Consider the following 17,282-nt stretch of genomic DNA (forward strand, 5'->3'; position numbering starts at 1 on the left):
CGCGGGCCGCGACAATACGCGTCCGCGCGGCCCGCTGCATGTCGAGGCCGCCCCCCAATCCAGCCAGCAGTCATTCCCATGGACAAAGAAGTCGACTCCGCGGTCCTCGCGGTCATCAATGAAAAACGCCTGACGGGCGAAAAGCGCACGCCCGTGGACATCATCTCCCGGATGGGTGTGTTCGATGCGCGCGAGAAGGCCTCCGACCAGGCCTGGCTCGCATCGGGCGACAACGTCATCATCACCATCTGGGCCGAGTTCGTGAGCGTCGGCACGGGCGGGCGCTGGTTCTACCTGGAGTCGCTGGACACGCACCACCGGCTCGGTGGCGGCGGCGAGCGCACCGCGTTGCAATCGCAACGCGCCAAGGACCGGGCCCAACTGCTCAAGCGTTCGCTGGACCTGGGCCTCAGCGTGCGGGCCGTGTTGCAGACCAACCGGGTCGCCATCGCCGGCCTGGAGACCGACAAGGCGGCCAAGGTGTCGGTGCGCGTGCAGGACGACCAGGAATGGCACGTTGCCTCCTGGGATGCCGACCAGAAGCTGGCCGTGCTGGTGCGCGGGCCGCAGGGTTGGTTGCCGAGCGAGGATGAGGTGAAAGCCGCACGGGCGCGGGGCAGTGTTCCGGCGGCGCCGGTGCAGGCCGTTCCCGTTGGCGACATCACGCCGGAATCGGTGCATGCCGCTGCGATGGAGTACCTGACCAAGCATTTCGCCGGCTACGGCTACAAGCCCGAGAACGTGTCCAGCCAGAAACTGGGCTATGACATCGAGGTGACGGACAAGAAGGGCAAGACCCTGCTCAAGCTCGCGGTGAAGGGCACCGCGCCGGAGGTGAAGACCTTCAAGCTTTCGGACGAGGAACGTGCCGGCGCCAGGAAGGGCGATCTCTGGCGGCTGGTGGTGGTGACCGATGCGATCGGGCCGGCGGCGCAGCACAAGATCTACAAGCCGGAAGAGGTGGAGAAGGTGCCTGGGCTCGAATCGTAGTTTGCTGCCTGTATGAGTTTGCAATTGAAGCGTCCGAGGTTCTCTCATGCCGAAAGGCCTGACTATGTCGTCTACCGAGTAGGTGGCGATGGCTTGCACGATGCATCCTGCATGAAGGCGATGAGCGCCTTGCCAGGGTTGCGCCGGGGTTGAAGGAAGTAGGGAAGTAACTGCCTTGGCGCAGCCTGGGAATCTTCAACTCGGTGCTTCCTGGTGTCGCGGGCGCTTCGGTAGCCATTGCGGCTGCCGAAGCGCCCGAAACTGCTCTCGTCGCAGGCGGCGCCGCAGCCTTCGACGTAAAGCTATATGAGGCGCGGGGCCATGAATTGCATCGACTGGCGCAGTACGGCGACGTCGATGCCCTCATTTGCGAGGTCGTCAATGCCATAGTAGCGTTGGTCATTTTGAATTCCCTCAAGGCAAGTTTGGTGGGCCGCACTCAAACTTCTCCGGGCCTCACGATGCCCCCCAATAAGAGCGGTCGCTGGGCGGCATGCCGCTTCGGGCTATGCCATACGCGCCTTGCCTTGCAGCAGTTATAGAAGACTTGCACCAAATTCAGAGACACTAACCAACACATCGCTCGGAGGAAGCCTTGACCACCCATCTCTCTGCTCGCCTGACCTGGCACGACAGCGCTTGGAACGGTCATCTGTGCCGGAGCCCATCGACCAATGCTGCCTGTATGGAACATGAGCATGTCCGCGACGGTCGAAAGCTGAAAGTTGAAGAGTCGAATTCCGGTTGCGCGCTCGATACGCTCGCAGCTGCCACGGGCTACCTGCCACCGTGTCAACGAGATGCCAACGCTTTCGGCGAGCGTCGCTATACGGTCCGCCACCACGATCCCCTCGCCGAGCGCGGCCTGCCTCCGGTGGACGAAGAAGTTCCACCCGCAACGATCTGCCCGACACCGTATCGATGGATGCTCGAGGCCAATTTTCGGGATATCTGCGAAGCGGAAAACCTCCTCTTGCGAGGCTCACCGCGCGAGCAACCAGGAACTTGGGTTCAAGAAGACGATCGCCAGCGCGCGATGCTTGAACGCTTCTGGGGCAAATTGGACGAGGGCAAGTCATTTGTCTTCTTCTACTGCAATCGCGGCAATGCCGTAGATGACGCGACAAATCGACTACTAGTTGGCGTAGCTCGAATCGCCGAAGTCGGCGAGCAGCTTTACTTCGGCAAGAGCACGCGGACCCCCGGCCGTTTCCCAGTGTGGTCACGGCGCGTGACTCACAACTTTCCTGGCGAAGGTGTGCGCCTCCCGTATCAGGAGTACATCGCTCGCAACCTTCCAGTTGAGTCCATCGCATGCCGGCCGCCGGCGGATCTGGCACTGCCATTTTCCTACGTGGCTGAGCATCTGTCCGACGGGCACGCCGTGTCGGCGCTTCTGGCACTGACCTCAGCCTTTGAGAAGGTACGAGCCGATCAGCGCGAAGGGCGCGGCGTAAAGGGCGACTGGGACGGCGCTCTCTCTTGGCTGAGTGGGGCCCTCGACGAGGTGTGGGGAGGGCGTGGCGCATTTCCTGGCATCGGAGCTTTGCTGCATCACCTTCAGTTCGCCCGGGGTGTCGCGTACCACGCGACAGTCTTGAGAGCGGTCGAAGAGTCGGGAGAGAACTCCTGGGCATACCTCAAGGCAATCCTTGAGGGGCGGCAGTCGCTCAAGCCGCAGTTCGCAGAAGGCTTACTGATTGCCGCTGCAGAGTGGCGAAAGCTTGCACCCTCGCATACGTTGCTCGAAACATTGATCCGCTTCGAATTGACATCGGATCAGTTCACCGACATCGTGGTCACCGGAACGCGCAAGGACCGAGGCATTGAGGCCTCAGTAGACAATCTCATCGCCAATCCCTACCTCATCTACGAACAGGACCATGGCACCGCGCGCAGCGCCGCTGTAAGCCTTGAAGTCATCGATCAGGGAATGATGCCGGAGGGACATGCCGCACGTTTTCGCACCGAGCCGAAGATGGCTCCCAACGACAGACGACGTATCCGAGCGACGATGTGTGCCGTCCTTCGCCGAGCAGCAGACGCAGGGGACACTGTTCTGCCCTTTGAAGCACTCGTATTGCGAGCAAGCAACTTTCATTCTGAGAAGCGTCGCTGCACAGTGAATGCCGATGTTGCGTGGAGCAGCGAAGACCGTCGGTTTCATGAGCAGATCCTTTGGATGAAGGCCATCCCAGTGCCAACCTCATGGGAAGCTGTCGACAAGACGCCGGCCGAGGACGATGAGCTGGCTGAGCTCCGAGAGGATAAGGGAGCAGATGGCGGCGCTGGCCAAAGCCCCGACGAGATTCAACTAGTCGCGCTCAAGCGCGTGCGCCGATGCGAGATCGAGATCGCCCAAGTCATCAAGAGTCAAGCGGGAGAGATTCCTGACATCGGCGACTCGCCCGACTGGGTTGCCGTTTTGACGGCGCCAGTCGAACAAGGCGGCTTCGGAGAACCGAAGACCGATCGACAGCAAGAGGCAATTCAGGAGAAGGCCGCTGCGCTGGAGATTTTATTCACGCACCGCCTGAGCATCCTTACAGGAGGCGCTGGAACCGGAAAGACCTCCGTGCTCAAGACGTTCCTGCGCAAATTGAACGAGCTTCAAGGCCCGCGCTCGATGATTCTCACAGCACCCACCGGGAAGGCGCGCGTTCGCTTACAGGGAAGCACCGGTCGGCAAGCCAACACCATCCATCAGATACTCAACGACGCGGGCATGTTGGGCGCAAACTTCCGCGTTTTGGATGAGCCGACCAAAGGAAAGCGGTTCGCGACGACACTGGTTATCGACGAGAGCTCGATGCCATCGGTCGAACTGCTTGCGGCATTGTTCCGCGCGGTCGATGCCAAATCAATCGAGCGCCTGATCTTCGTCGGCGACCCCTTTCAACTACCCCCGATCGGCCCCGGACGGCCGTTTATCGACATCATCCGCTGGCTGCAAGGCAACCACCCCAGCGCAGTAGCCGAACTCCAGACATGCATGCGAGTCGAGACAGTAGGTGACAAAGAAAGTGTAAGTGCGGGTCTGCAGTTGGCCAATGGATACCGCGACTATGCTGCGCCAGCCGATGACCGTATCGCCGCCGAGGCGGCGCGCGCGGGAACTTTCGGCGATGTGACATTCCTGACTTGGAACGATCACGAAGAACTTCTCGCACGGACTCAACAAGCGCTTGAGTTGATCGGAGTGCCTGTGGGTGACACGAAGGCATTCGATCGTTCGCTGGGAATCAGTGCCGAGAAGTGGAGCGAGTCCGAGGCATGGCAGATTCTTTCGCCGACGCGAATCCACGCATTCGGAACAAGCGAGATCAATCGAGTGTTGCAAGGCCAGTTTCGCGCCGCAGAGATTGCCAATGCAGTCGTCGCGAGATCGCGCTGGCCTGCACCGATGGGTGACCAAGGCATCGTTTACAGAGACAAAGTGCTTCAGACGGTCAACATGCCGCGGTGGCTTCCCAAGGACAGCGCGGGCCTACGCTTCGTGGCCAACGGGGAGATCGGCATCGTCGCGGAGACCTGGAAGAAGCGCCCGCAGGATCGTGAAGATCGTGCAGTCGTTTTCTTTTCAACGCAACCGACCGCGCGATACAGCTTCCTGAAAAGCGAGGTAAAGGAATGCCTGGAGTTGGCCTACGCGATCACCGTGCACAAGGCGCAAGGTAGCGACTTCGGTGACGCGATCTTTGTCCTTCCTCGCAAGGCCCAGACACTTACGCGCGAATTGCTGTATACGGCACTAACGCGCTTTCGCCGACGCCTCATCGTCCTGCTGGAGCGTGATACTGAGGTTCTCGATGCGCTGCGTAGTCCAGCGTACTCAGAAACTGCGCGACGTAGCACATTCATGTTCGACCTGCTACTTGGAGAGACTGCAAACGAGCTGAGGGTATCGGAGAGATTTCGTCCCGATGGCCTGATCCATCGCGCAGAGGATGGCACTCCGATGCGCTCCAAAAGCGAGGTAATCGTGTACGAGGTGCTCAAGCGCTGCGGCCTATCGCCTAGGTACGAGGAACGTCTCTTTGCTCCGGGGTCTAAGGATGACTATCGGCTTCCGGACTTCACGGTCAGACACGGAGGGCGCACCTGGTATTGGGAGCATCTCGGAATGCTGTCGAGCAAGGCCTATCGAGACGACTGGGCAGAGAAGGAAGAGTGGTATCGAGAGAATGGTTTCCACGGACAACTGCTGACGTCGAAGGACTATCCTGGCGAGCGGTGGGGTGTGGTGTATGCCGACGAAATTCGGAGCCAGGCGATGTACCGGATCCTGGGCAAGAAGGTGTGAGCAATCGGCAAGCATCGACATTGATAGTCGCGGTACTTCCCGAGACGTTTGACTCACCGGCCAGTGCCTACGTCGATCCACCGTGCGGGCCACACGCCTGACTTGACCATCTGCTGAATCAGTTCCGTCGCCAGCGCGATGACCGCAGCCGCGGCAGGCGTCGACGGCCGCGCAAAGTTGGTCGCACTCACCACGCGCCGCGTCATGCCTTCATCCGTGATGGTCGCGGCGCGCAACTTGCCGGCCGCCACTTCCTCGGCCACCGATGACATCGACAGGATGGTGCTGCCGATGCCCGCCTCGACCGCCTTCTTCACGCTCGTCAGCGAATCGATCTCGGCGATCACGTCGAGTTCGATGGATGCGGCCGAGCACGCCTGGTCGATGATGCGGCGCAGCCCGTGCTCGCGGCCGGGCAGGACCAGCGGATAGGCCGCTACCTTGGCCAAGGGGATGCGCGTGGCGAGACGCGGTCCGTTGGCAGGCGTCACCAGCGCCAGCCGTTCCTCCAGCAGCGCACGCTTGGCCAGCGCGGGCTCCGAGGCATCGCCGAAGAGGATCGCGAGGTCGAGCCGTCCACCTCGCAGCCACTCGCTCAGGAAGCCGCTGTAGGCCTCGACCACCTTCAGCCGCACATGCGGCAGGCGCTCGCGGCAGGCCTGCACCAGCGGCACCGTGACTGACAGCGCGATGGTCGTCGGCAACCCGACGGCGACATCGCCACGCGGCACGGCATTGGCGTCGCGCACCGAGAGGCGCGCACGTTCCACGTCGGCCAGCACCACCCGCGCATGTTCCAGGAAGGCCCGTCCCGCATCGGTCAACGCCATGCCGCGGCTGGACCGATCGAAGAGCTTGCCGCCGACCTCATGCTCCAGCGCGGCGATCTGCTGCCCGAGCGCCGGCTGCGCCACATGCAACCGGCTGGCCGCCTGCAACAGGCTGCCAGCCTCGCAGACCCCGACGAAGTAGCGCAACTGGCGCAGTTCCATGGCTAGGTGTTTGTCATATAGCTTGTAGGCTGACAATGTATTTCACAAATAGCGGCGCGCCAACCAGAATCGGTCTTCAAGAGAACAGGCAAGGAGACCCCGCATGACCCTAGACATCGAACACCTGCGCAGCTGGATCGGCCGCACCGAATCGCGCACCGACATCGCCGCCGCCATGCCGGTGCAGGCCCTGTCGGCCACGCTGGACCGCGACGACGCCGCACCGCAGCCCGGCGATCCGGTGCCGCCGTGCTGGCACTGGCTGTACTTCCTGCCGATAGCCCGGCAATCGGAGATCGGACCCGACGGCCATCCGCAGCGCGGCGGCTTTCTGCCGCCGGTGCCGCTGCCGCGCCGCATGTGGGCCGGCAGCCGCATCGACTTCCTGCGCCCGCTGGCCATCGGCAGCAGCATCCGCCGCGACTCGCGCATCGCCGATGTCAGCGGCAAGGAAGGGCGCAGCGGCTCGCTGGTGTTCGTGCGCGTGCACCACGAGATCTCCGATGAACACGGCGTGGTGATCCACGAAGAGCACGACATCGTCTACCGCGACAACCCCAAGCCCGGCGACCCGGTGCCGCCCGCGCAGGCCGCGCCCACCGAACGCGATTGGGTCCGCCCCATCCAGGCCGACGACGTCTTCCTGTTCCGCTACTCGGCCCTGACCTTCAACGGCCACCGCATCCACTACGACCGCCGCTATGTCACCGAGGTCGAGGGCTATCCGGGCCTGGTCGTGCACGGCCCGCTGATCGCGACGCTGCTGCTGGACCTGCTGCGCCGCAACCTGCCGGATGCGAAGGTCACGCGCTTCGTCTTCCGCGCGATGAAGCCCACCTTCGACACCACGCCCTTCGAGGTCTGCGGACAGCGCAGCGAAGACGGCCGCGCCGTCCAGCTCTGGGCCCAACACACCGATGGCGCGCTGGCCATGGAAGCCACCGCGACCCTCGCCTGACCATCACTTCACAGCAAGACACCCATGTACAACGAATCCGACCAGCACCAGGAAATCCGCGATGCCGTCCGCAGCCTGTGCGCGCAATTCCCCGACGAATACTTCCGCAAGGTCGACGAGCAACGCGCCTACCCCGAGAAGTTCGTCGATGCCCTGATGGAAGCCGGCTGGCTCGCCGCGATGATCCCGGAGGAATACGGCGGCACCGGCCTGGGCCTCACGGCCGCGAGCGTCATCATGGAAGAGATCAATCGCAGCGGCGGCAACTCCGGCGCCGTGCATGGCCAGATGTACAACATGGGCACGCTGCTGCGCAGCGGCAGCAAGGCACAGAAGGACAAGTACCTGCCGCCCATCGCCGCCGGCAAGCTGCGCATCCAGTCCATGGCCGTCACCGAGCCGACCACCGGCACCGACACCACCAAGATCAAGACCACCGCCGTGAAGAAGGACGGCCGCTACGTCGTCAACGGCCAGAAGGTCTGGATCTCGCGCGTGCAGCACTCCGACCTGATGATCCTGCTGGCGCGCACCACGCCGATCGCCGAGGTCAAGAAGAAGTCGGAAGGCATGTCGATCTTCATCGTCGACCTGAAGCACGCGATCGATAACGGCCTCTCCGTGCGGCCCATTCCCAACCTGGTCAACCACGAGACCAACGAGCTCTTCTTCGACAACCTCGAGATCCCCGAGGAGAACCTGATCGGCGAGGAAGGCAAAGGCTTCAAGTACATCCTCGACGGCCTCAACGCCGAGCGCACGCTGATCGCGGCCGAATGCATCGGCGACGGCTACTGGTTCATCGACCGCGCCACGAAGTACGCCAACGAACGCATCGTGTTCGACCGGCCCATCGGCAAGAACCAGGGCGTTCAGTTCCCGATCGCCGATGCTTTCATCGAGATCGAGGCGGCCAACCTCATGCGCTTCAAGGCGGCCGAGTTGTTCGATGCCAACCAGGCGTGTGGCGCGCAGGCCAACATGGCGAAGTACCTTGCGGCCAAGGCCTCGTGGGAAGCGGCCAACGTGTGCATGCAGACGCACGGCGGCTTCGGCTTTGCGAACGAATACGACATCGAGCGCAAGTTCCGTGAGACGCGGCTGTATCAGGTGGCGCCGATCTCGACGAACCTCATCTTCTCGTACGTGGCCGAGCACCTGCTGGGCCTCCCGCGCTCCTTCTAAGGCGAATGACCATGCGACCCCTCGATGGCATCACCGTCGTCACGCTGGAGCACGCCATCGCGGCGCCGTTCTGCACCCGGCAACTGGCCGACCTCGGCGCGCGCGTCATCAAGGTCGAGCGCCCCGGCAGCGGTGACTTCGCCCGCGCCTATGACGAGCGCGTGCGCGGCCTGGCCTCGCACTTCGTCTGGACCAATCGCTCCAAGGAAAGTCTCACGCTGGACGTCAAGCAGGCCCAAGCCCAGGACGTGCTGGCCAGGCTGATCGAAGGCGCCGACGTGTTGGTGCAGAACCTGGCGCCGGGCGCGGCGGCGCGTCTCGGCCTGTCGTACGAAGACTTGTGCGAGAAGCATCCGCGTCTCATCGTCTGCGACATCTCGGGCTACGGCGACGACACGCAGAACAAGGGGCCATACCGCGACAAGAAGGCCTACGACCTGCTGATCCAGAGCGAGTCGGGCTTCCTCTCGATCACCGGCTCGCCCGATGAACCCGCGAAGGCCGGCTGTTCCATCGCCGACATCGCGGCGGGCATGTACGCGTACACCAACATCCTGTCGGCCCTGATCCAGCGCGGACGCACGGGCAGGGGCTGCCGCATCGATGTGTCGATGCTGGAAAGCATGGTCGAGTGGATGGGCTACCCGATGTACTACGCCTTCGACGGCGCCATGCCGCCGCCGCGCGCGGGCGCCGCGCACGCGACCATCTATCCCTATGGCCCGTTCCCGGCGGGCGACGGCAAGACCGTGATGCTGGGGCTGCAGAACGAGCGCGAATGGGAGGCCTTCTGCCGCCTCGTGCTGCAAAGCCCGGCGCTCGCAACCGACGAGCGTTTCTCATCCAACTCGAAGCGCACGGCGGCCAGACAGGAACTGCGGCAGCTCATTGTCGACACCTTTGCATCGCTCAGCGCCGAGCAGGTGATCGCGCGCCTCGACGACGCGCAGATCGCCAACGCACACATGAACGACATGCAGGACGTCTGGAGCCATGAACAGTTGCAGGCGCGCGGACGCTGGACGCAGGTCGAGACGCCGACCGGCCCCGTTCCCGCGCTGCTGCCGCCCGGCCAGAACGGCAACTTCGCGCCCCGCATGGACGCCGTGCCCGCGCTTGGGCAACACACCGAATCGATCCTCGCCGAACTGGGCTTCAGCCCGGACGCGATCGAAGCCATGCGCACTGAAAAAGCCATCTGAACAGAATCCAGGAGACATCGATGCAAACCTTCTTCCAGCGCCGCCGCGCGGCCGTCGCCTGCGCGCTCGCCCTAGTGACTGCGCTCGCGGCGCCAGTCGCCCTGGCGCAGTCCTATCCCGACAAGCCCGTGACCCTCGTTGTTCCTTTCTCGGCCGGCGGCCCGACCGACCTCGTGGCACGCACGCTCGGCGCCGCGATGAGCCGCACGCTGCACCAGCCGGTGCTCATCGAGAACAAGACCGGCGCCGGCGGCACCATCGCCGCCACCTACACCGCCAGGGCCAAGCCCGACGGCTACACCTTTCTCATCCACCACAACGGCATGGCGACGGCGCCCGCGCTGTACCGCAAGCTCTCCTACAACCCGCTCACCGACTTCGAGTACGTGAGCCAGGTCATCGACGTGCCGATGACGCTGCTCGGCCGCAAGGACCTGCCCGCCAAGGACTTCAACGAACTGCGCGCCTACCTCAAGGCCAACGGCGACAAGGTCACGCTGGCGCATGCGGGGCTCGGCGCGGTGTCGCACCTGTGCGGCATGCTGTTCCGCCAGGCGACGGGCGTCAACCTCACCACGGTGCCCTACCAGGGCACGGGCCCGGCGATGAATGCCCTGCTGGCCGGCCAGGTCGACCTGCTGTGCGACCAGACCACCTCGACCACGCAATACATCAAGGCCGGTTCGGTGAAGCTGTACGGCGTGACGACGCCCGCGCGCATCAAGTCGATGCCCGATGCACCGACGCTGTCGGAGCAAGGGCTCAAGGGCGCGGAGATCGTCGTCTGGCACGGCATCTATGCGCCCAAGGGCACGCCCAAGGAAGCGGTCGACAAGTTCGGCGCGGCGCTGCGTGCGGCCCTGGCCGACCCGGCCGTCGTCAAACGCATGGACGAGCTGGGTGCGGTCATCGTGCCAGAAGCGAAGCAGACGCCGGCGGGCTTGCAGACTTGGCTCGTGCAGGAGACTGCGCGCTACGCCCCTGCGATCAAGGCGGCGGGTCAGTTCGCCGATTGATGCGAGGCGAACCATGACGATGAACGCCATGACCCAACGCTGCGCCCAGGCGCGCAGCCTGCTCTTCGTACCGGGCAACCGGCCAGAGCGCTTCCAGAAGGCCGCGCGCAGCGGCGCAGATGCCGTCATCCTGGACCTGGAAGACAGCGTGCCCGCCGCGGAGAAGGCAACGGCGCGCGAGGCCATCGCGCGCGAGTGGGTCGCGCTCCAGGCCTGCGACGTGCCGCTCGTGGTGCGGATCAACGCCTCCGACACGGCCGCCGGTGAAGACGACTTGGTGTGGCTCAAGGGATTGAATCCACGGCCCGCCGCCATCATGGTGCCCAAGGCCGAATTGCTCCAGGCACTCGCCGCTGTGCACGAGCGCCTGGATGGCATCGCGACCTTGCCAATCATCGAGAGCGCAGCGGGTTATGCCGCGCTCCCTTCCCTGGCCGCAGCGCCCGGCGTGCTTCGCCTCGCGGTCGGGCACATCGACTTCATGGCCGATATGGGCATCCAGTGCGGCGACGAACAGGAGAGCGAACTGGCGCCGCTGCGCTTCGCGGTCGCGATTGCCACGCGTCTGAACCGGCTCGCACCCGCCGTCGACGGCGTGACGGTGCAGATCGACGACGAAGCACGGCTGCGCATCGATGCCCAGCGCGCACTGCGATTCGGCTACGGCGGCAAGCTCTGCATCCATCCACGCCAGGTGGCCTTGATCCACCAGGCGCTCGCCCCGACCGAACCTGAGCTGGATTGGGCACGCCGCGTGATCGCCGCCGATGCCGCGGCAGAGGGCGCAGCGGTGCAACTGGATGGTTGCATGGTGGACCTGCCCGTCGTGCTGCAGGCGCGTCGCACGATGGCGCGGGCTGCGGGCGCCAGCACAGTGCAGCCCTGACCAGCGGGGAGCTGGCGGCTCTCGTCGAGAGCGGTGGCCAGTTCAGCCCGAGCCCCTTGCCGCAGAGGTGCTGTCGTAGCCCGATACGATCGAGGCATGACAACCATCCAGTCCCGGCGCAAGCTGATCGTGATCGTCCTGCTGTGCATCGCCGTGGCGGGCGCGCTGTTGCGGCACTTCGCGGCGCAGGGTTCCATGCTGCGCGACATCGGCACCTTGCTGATGCTGCTGTGGCTGCCGATCGTCGGCAACATCATCGGGTGGCTCATCGGTCGGCTGCGGCGTCCGCCCGCGCCGGAGCCGCCAACCTTCGGCGGGCCGGAGACTTTCGCGCCGCATGTGTGGGTGGAGCTCACATTGCGATCGACATCCGTGCCGAGCGAGGACGTGCCGGCCGCCATCGGCGAGCATCGTTGCGCACTCGTCGTCGGCAACGATGGCTTCACCGCGCGCTGGTTCGTGCGCCCCGGCGAAACCGTGCGGCGCGGCCAGCCGCATGCGGTGCAGATCGAGTTCCTGGCGCCCGCCCTGGCAATGCCGAGGTTTCAGCGCGATGCGGCCTTCAGGATGCTGGTGGGCGGCGCGTTCATCGCCGACGGAAAGGTGCGCGAGTTGACTGGCCAGCCGCAACCTGTTGGGCCAACCTGAACCGTGATTGGCATCTATTGCATCTGCTTGAGGTTCCCGATGCGCACGAGCATCTCGGTGAACATCTGCATGTCGGCATCCAAGTCGACCACTTCCTTGAATTCCTTCGCGTTGTGCGCGGTGTATTTCTTGCCCGGCATGGCCGGCCCGAAGTTGATGGCGTTGGGCATCAGCTTGGCCGTGGTGCTGCCGGCGGTGGGCACGGGCTTGGCCTCGAGGCCAGTGGTGTCGCCAAAGATGTTGAGCAGCGTCGACAGCCATGCACCCTTGGGGTCGCGTGCCATCCAGTCGCCCTGGTCGTAGTCGATGGTGATCTTCGCGGAATTGGATGCGGCCCAGGCGTCGACCTTGGCGGTGACAGCCTTCTGGAGTTCCTCGGGCGTGCGGCCGCGTGGCATGCGCACGTTGGCCGTGACTTCGAGCTTGCCGTCGTTCTCGCGGATGAGGTTGGGCGAGAAGGTCAACGGGCCCATGAAGTCGTCCTTGTAGCCAAGGCCCATTTTCTCGCCGAGGTAGCCGGTGCCGTAGAGGTCGACCAGGTACTTCGTCGCCTTCGCGTAGTGGTTGTTGGCGAGCGGCACGCCGGATTCCTGCAGGAACAACGCCAGGCGCGGCAGGGGGTTCACGCCTTCCTCGGGACGAGAACCGTGGGCCGAGACGCCCGTGAGCTTGACGTCCACGCTGTCGGCGCCCTGCGTCACATCGATCGAGAACTTGCCGCCCTGGCTTTCGTACTTCTGCATGAAAGCGGCCTTGGTGGCGTTCAGTTTCGCGGCGACTGTCGCCAGGTCGCCGCCCTTCAATTTGGCTGTCGCGTTCTGCGGGACCGTGTTGGCGGCCGCGGCGCCCGCCATCGCGACGATCGCCACCGTCGAGCCGTCGGTGGGCTCGGCCGGGAAGAACACCTTCAGGGCGCCGGAGCCCTTCTCCGCCACCACGGCCGGGTACTTGCTGTCGAGCACGATGTTGTAGTCGGGCAGGGCAGTCTTGCCCCGGTAGTACTTCATCGCATCGCCGCCGGTTTCCTCGGTGGTCTCGATCATGAGGCGGATGGTGCGATCCAGCGGCAGGCCGCTTTCCTTCACCGTCTTCATCGCGAACAGCACGGCCGCGATCGAGCCCTTGTCGTCGATGGTGCCGCGGCCATAGAGGTAGTCGCCCACGCGCGTGAGCTTGAAGGGGTCGAGCTTGGTGCCGTCGTCCAGCACCCATTCGTCGGCCACGACCGGCACCACGTCGGCATGCGTGAGGATGCCGAACTCGCCGCCGGTCGTCGCGGTGTTGGCGGGCAGCTTGACTTCGAAGATGCGGTTGTCGACGTTGCGGAACTGCAAGTCGAAGTCCTTGGCCATGCCCTCGACCAGCGTGCCGAACGCGATGATGGCCTTGTTCTCGTGCGGCGGGATCTTGTCGTCGCGCACGGTCGGAATCGCGACCATGCGCGCCGTGGTGGCGATCACCGCGTCATGGTTGCGAAGGCGGTTGTAGAGGCCGAGCAGGCGGCTGATGTTGGTGAGGTCGTCACCGGCGAGCGGGGCCTTCTTGCGATACGCATCGATGGCCGCCTGGAGCGTTGGGTCGGCCTTGGCTGCGGCGTCGAGGAGGGCGTTGAAGTCGGTCGGCGGTGAGGCGTGCTGTGCTGTGGCGAGCTTGTCGAGTCCGGGCTTCTTGATCGTGTCTGCCACGGTTGCCGACGCAACGAGCGCAAGCGCAATGCCGAGTGGGAGGAGGGTGAATTTCTTCATGAGGGGCTCCGCTGAACGTTCTTGTCTCGACGATGCGACCCACAAGGGGTGCGTTGGACGCACCCTTGTTTTAACTCAACTCCGTAGCGACGAGCGTCTTCAAAAGCAACGGCCACTGGCGGGCGTCGCTCGGCACCCCTTTGCCGGGCTGTCTAACCGAGCATGCGTGTCACGGGATGCGCAGGCGCCAGCTTCTGCAACTGCGGCAACCAGCTCAATGCCTGCTCGCGCTTCCCCGTCTGCCATTCGCAGGACGCAATCATGGTCAGCGCCTCGACCGTCGCGCCGTCATCTGGCGCACTGGCCAACAAGGCCTGGCACAGGCGGCGCGCATCGTCCATGTAGCCGCCGCGCGCGAAGCGTGTGACCAGCCGGCCCATGTCGCGCGGTTTCAGCCGAACCGAAGGCTTCGCCTGGTCGAGGTAGACCTTGTAGCTCTCGTGCTGGAAATCGACCGTGGCCTGGCCGGCGTCCTTCATCCGGAAGATCTGCTTGGCCGCACGATGGAAGGCATCGCTCGACGGATGCAGGCGCGCGGTGTTGAAGAAGGCGCGCAGGGTCGGCTGGTCTTCCGGCCGCAGCTTGGCGGCAGCGGCCCATTCGGTGGCGGCGCGGTCGAACTGCAGGCGCGCGCTGAACTGCGTGGCTCGCTCCACATGCCCATGGAACGGATCGGGCGGCGCCGTCGGTGCCACCACGGGCTCGCTGCGACGCGCGGCGGGCCACAGCAGCATCAACAGCGTGCCGGTGAGCAGCCCGCCCAAGTGGGTCATGTAGCCGACGCCGGTGTGGCCCGTGACGTGCTGCACCACCTCGTTGACCATCCAGATCGGCAGCAGGATCAGCGCCGGCGCCGTGATGTAGTTGAAGTAGAAGAAGAACTGGTAGAAGAAGCGGATCCGGCGCAGCTTGTAGATCAAGGCATACATCGCCATCAACGCGGCGATCGCACCCGAGGCGCCCAGGCCGTAGCTGCCCTTGCCGCCATAGGCCCACATCGCCATGGCCGATGCGCCCAGCGCGCCGATCACATAGAAGCCCAGGTAGGTCGCGCGGCCCAGCGCCAGTTCAACGGTGAAGCCGAACAGGAACAGGAACACCATGTTGCCGATGAGGTGGCTGGTGCTGCTGTGCAGGAAGGCCGAAGTCAGCCAGGTCACGGGCTCGACCTGAGCGCCCTCGTTGAAATCCATCGCCCATCGGCGCGTGAAGGAGGGCGGCAGCATGCGCTCGTAGTCGGCGCGTTGCGACTTCCAGTCGGCGTAATGCGGGTCGGTGGGCGTGATGACCTTGTCGGCATGGAGCTTGTCTTCGAACTTGCGCTCGCTGCGCATCAGTTCCACCAGTTCGCCACGCTGGTCCTTGCGGCGCAGCGCCTGGCGCGCCTGCTTCGCGAAGCGGTGGCCGCTCTGCTCCAGATGGGCCACGAAGGGAGGCAGCTCCCAGTCGGGCAGCTGGGTCGAGAGGTAGCGGGCCGTCGCGCGGGCCTCGGCCTTTTCTTCCGTGCGTTGGGGGCCGAAGAATATCGCGACGTTGATGAGGATCAACAGGATCGTGAGCCATGGCGGATTGCGCCATGTCGGCTTGCTTTCGAGAGGGATGGCGTAGAACACCCGGGTGAGCGTAGCCGAAACCACCCGGCAGGATTGACGCTGTGTAACAGTTTTGCCACGGGCTTTCAAAGGTCGCCCATGGGCTTTCGTGAAATCCTGTGCGGCTGGCGCCTGCCGCCGCCAGCGCAGTAATTCAAAAGGCCGCAGGCCGGGGGAATTCCGCGGAAGGAGCCACGTGTCGCCCCTCGGCCTTGCTCCCCGGACCTGCGTGATCTCAGCCGATTCGAACCGGCACGAAGATCTTGTCGTCCCCGCGCTGCACCAGCAGTGCCACCGACGCCGGCGACTTGCTCATCACGTCCTTCACCTGGTCCACGCTGCGAACCGGCGTGCCATTGACCGCGAGCACCACGTCGCCGGGTTGCACGCCCGCCAGCGCTGCGGGGCCGCGCGCCGCCTCGACCACCAGGCCGCCGCTGTCGATGCCGGCTTCGCGCCGCTCATCGGGTTGCAGCGGACGCAGCGCCAGGCCCAGCTTGCCCTGGCCGGCCGCATCGTTCGCGCTTGCGACCTTCTCGGCCTTGTCGTTGGCATTGCCGAGCTTGGCCGTGATCGTCTCGGCGGAGCCCTTGCGCCAGATGTCGAGTTGCACCTTCGAGCCCGGCGTGGCCATGCTGATCACCGACGGCAGGTCGCCCGACGAAACGATCGGCTTGCCATCGACCTTGCGGATCACATCCCCGGTCTGCAGGCCGGCCTGGTCGCCGGGGCCACCCTTCTCGACGTTGGCGATCAGCGCGCCTTCCGGCTTGTCCAGCTTGAAGGAATCGGCCAGCGTCTGGTTCACTTCCTGCACGGACACGCCCAGCCGCGCATGCTCGACCTTGCCGGTCGCCACGATCTGCTTCTCGATCTTGTTGGCCAGGTCGATCGGGATCGCGAAGGACACGCCCTGGTAACCGCCGGTGCGGCTGTAGATTTGCGAGTTGATGCCGACCACTTCGCCGCGCGAATTGAACAGCGGGCCACCGGAGTTGCCGGGGTTCACCGCCGCGTCGGTCTGGATGAAGGGCACCGCGCTGTCGTCGGGCAGCGAGCGGCCCTTGGCGCTCACCACGCCGGCCGTCACCGTGTTCTCGAAGCCGAAAGGCGAGCCGATGGCCAGCACCCATTCGCCGACCTTCAGGTCATCGACACTGCCGATCTTGACCACCGGCAGGTTCTTCGCCTCGACCTTGAGCACCGCGATGTCGGTTTTGGGATCGGCGCCCAGCACCTTGGCTTTGAGTTCGCGCCGGTCGGTGAGCTTGACGGTCACTTCCTTGGCGCCCTTCACCACGTGCGCGTTGGTCAGGATGATGCCGTCCGCGCTCACGATGAAGCCCGAGCCCTGGCCGCGCACGGTCTGCGCGTCAGGTTGCGAAGGCATGCCGCGCTGGCCACGCTTGCCGGGTTGCTGCATGCCCGGAGGCACGCCGCCGAAGCGCTTGAAGAACTCGCTGAACGGATCGCCGTCGGCAAACGGGTTGCCGCCGTCGTTGCTGGCTGTTTCGTCCGCCGAGCGCGTGCCGACCACGCTGATGTTCACCACGGCCGGGCCGTTCTGGGCGGTGATCTGGGAGAAATCGGGCAACGCCACCGGAATGCCGGTGGTGGTGGTCGCCGTGGCCACCGGTGGCGTTGCCGCAAAAGCGTGTGTCCCTTCCAGCGCCTGGACGCTGACGCCGCCAATGACGCCGGCCGTCACGAGTGCCAGCATCAGGCGGGTGGGGGTGAGGGATTGGAGACTCATGATTCGGTCCTT

Annotated in this window: 12 protein-coding genes; 8 read left to right on the forward strand and 4 right to left on the reverse strand. The window is 64.7% G+C overall.

The window, feature by feature from the left end; translation table 11 throughout:
- The first annotated feature begins 78 nt into the window (after positions 1–78).
- Positions 79–990, forward strand: a complete 912-nt coding sequence (locus WKW79_RS16190) for a protein NO VEIN domain-containing protein (protein ID WP_340336196.1) — start codon at positions 79–81, stop codon at positions 988–990.
- A gap of 595 nt (positions 991–1,585) precedes the next feature.
- Positions 1,586–5,293, forward strand: coding sequence for an AAA family ATPase (locus WKW79_RS16195; RefSeq protein ID WP_340336197.1), 3,708 nt, complete (start codon positions 1,586–1,588; stop codon positions 5,291–5,293).
- 53 nt (positions 5,294–5,346) lie between these two features.
- Here the strand turns inward: WKW79_RS16195 and WKW79_RS16200 are convergent, their stop codons facing one another.
- The gene (locus tag WKW79_RS16200) at positions 5,347–6,285 is read right to left on the reverse strand and encodes a LysR substrate-binding domain-containing protein (protein ID WP_340336198.1); all 939 of its coding nucleotides are present in this window, start codon (positions 6,283–6,285) and stop codon (positions 5,347–5,349) included.
- Positions 6,286–6,388: 103 nt separating this feature from the next.
- Here WKW79_RS16200 and WKW79_RS16205 point away from each other — a divergent pair, with 103 nt between their 5' ends.
- From WKW79_RS16205 to WKW79_RS16230, 6 genes are all read left to right on the forward strand, one after another.
- Complete coding sequence (locus WKW79_RS16205) at positions 6,389–7,243, forward strand: HTD2 family dehydratase (protein WP_340336199.1); 855 nt, start codon at positions 6,389–6,391, stop codon at positions 7,241–7,243.
- 24 nt (positions 7,244–7,267) lie between these two features.
- Positions 7,268–8,428, forward strand: a complete 1,161-nt coding sequence (locus WKW79_RS16210) for an acyl-CoA dehydrogenase family protein (protein WP_340336200.1) — start codon at positions 7,268–7,270, stop codon at positions 8,426–8,428.
- 11 nt (positions 8,429–8,439) lie between these two features.
- Positions 8,440–9,630: a CaiB/BaiF CoA transferase family protein gene (locus WKW79_RS16215; RefSeq protein WP_340336201.1), complete on the forward strand. Its 1,191-nt coding sequence runs from the start codon at positions 8,440–8,442 to the stop codon at positions 9,628–9,630.
- A gap of 20 nt (positions 9,631–9,650) precedes the next feature.
- Complete coding sequence (locus WKW79_RS16220; protein ID WP_340336202.1) at positions 9,651–10,646, forward strand: tripartite tricarboxylate transporter substrate-binding protein; 996 nt, start codon at positions 9,651–9,653, stop codon at positions 10,644–10,646.
- Positions 10,647–10,674: 28 nt separating this feature from the next.
- A complete protein-coding gene (locus WKW79_RS16225) occupies positions 10,675–11,532 on the forward strand; it encodes an HpcH/HpaI aldolase/citrate lyase family protein (RefSeq protein WP_340336203.1) in 858 nt (285 codons plus the stop codon).
- 96 nt (positions 11,533–11,628) lie between these two features.
- Complete coding sequence (locus WKW79_RS16230) at positions 11,629–12,180, forward strand: hypothetical protein (RefSeq protein ID WP_340336204.1); 552 nt, start codon at positions 11,629–11,631, stop codon at positions 12,178–12,180.
- Positions 12,181–12,194: 14 nt separating this feature from the next.
- On the opposite strand, the gene WKW79_RS16235 is transcribed toward WKW79_RS16230, so the two are convergent.
- The 3 genes from WKW79_RS16235 to WKW79_RS16245 all read right to left on the reverse strand — a co-directional run bounded on the left by WKW79_RS16235 (position 12,195) and on the right by WKW79_RS16245 (position 17,270).
- Complete coding sequence (locus WKW79_RS16235; RefSeq protein WP_340336205.1) at positions 12,195–13,925, reverse strand: dipeptidase; 1,731 nt, start codon at positions 13,923–13,925, stop codon at positions 12,195–12,197.
- 152 nt (positions 13,926–14,077) lie between these two features.
- Positions 14,078–15,538 carry a rhomboid family intramembrane serine protease gene (locus WKW79_RS16240; protein WP_340336206.1) on the reverse strand — a complete coding sequence of 487 codons (1,461 nt, stop codon included), beginning with the start codon at positions 15,536–15,538 and terminating at the stop codon, positions 14,078–14,080.
- 214 nt (positions 15,539–15,752) lie between these two features.
- Positions 15,753–17,270 carry a DegQ family serine endoprotease gene (locus WKW79_RS16245; protein ID WP_340336207.1) on the reverse strand — a complete coding sequence of 506 codons (1,518 nt, stop codon included), beginning with the start codon at positions 17,268–17,270 and terminating at the stop codon, positions 15,753–15,755.
- Positions 17,271–17,282: the final 12 nt, after the last annotated feature.

It is taken from the genome of Variovorax robiniae, assembly GCF_037889955.1.
Lineage (GTDB): Bacteria > Pseudomonadota > Gammaproteobacteria > Burkholderiales > Burkholderiaceae_C > Variovorax > Variovorax robiniae.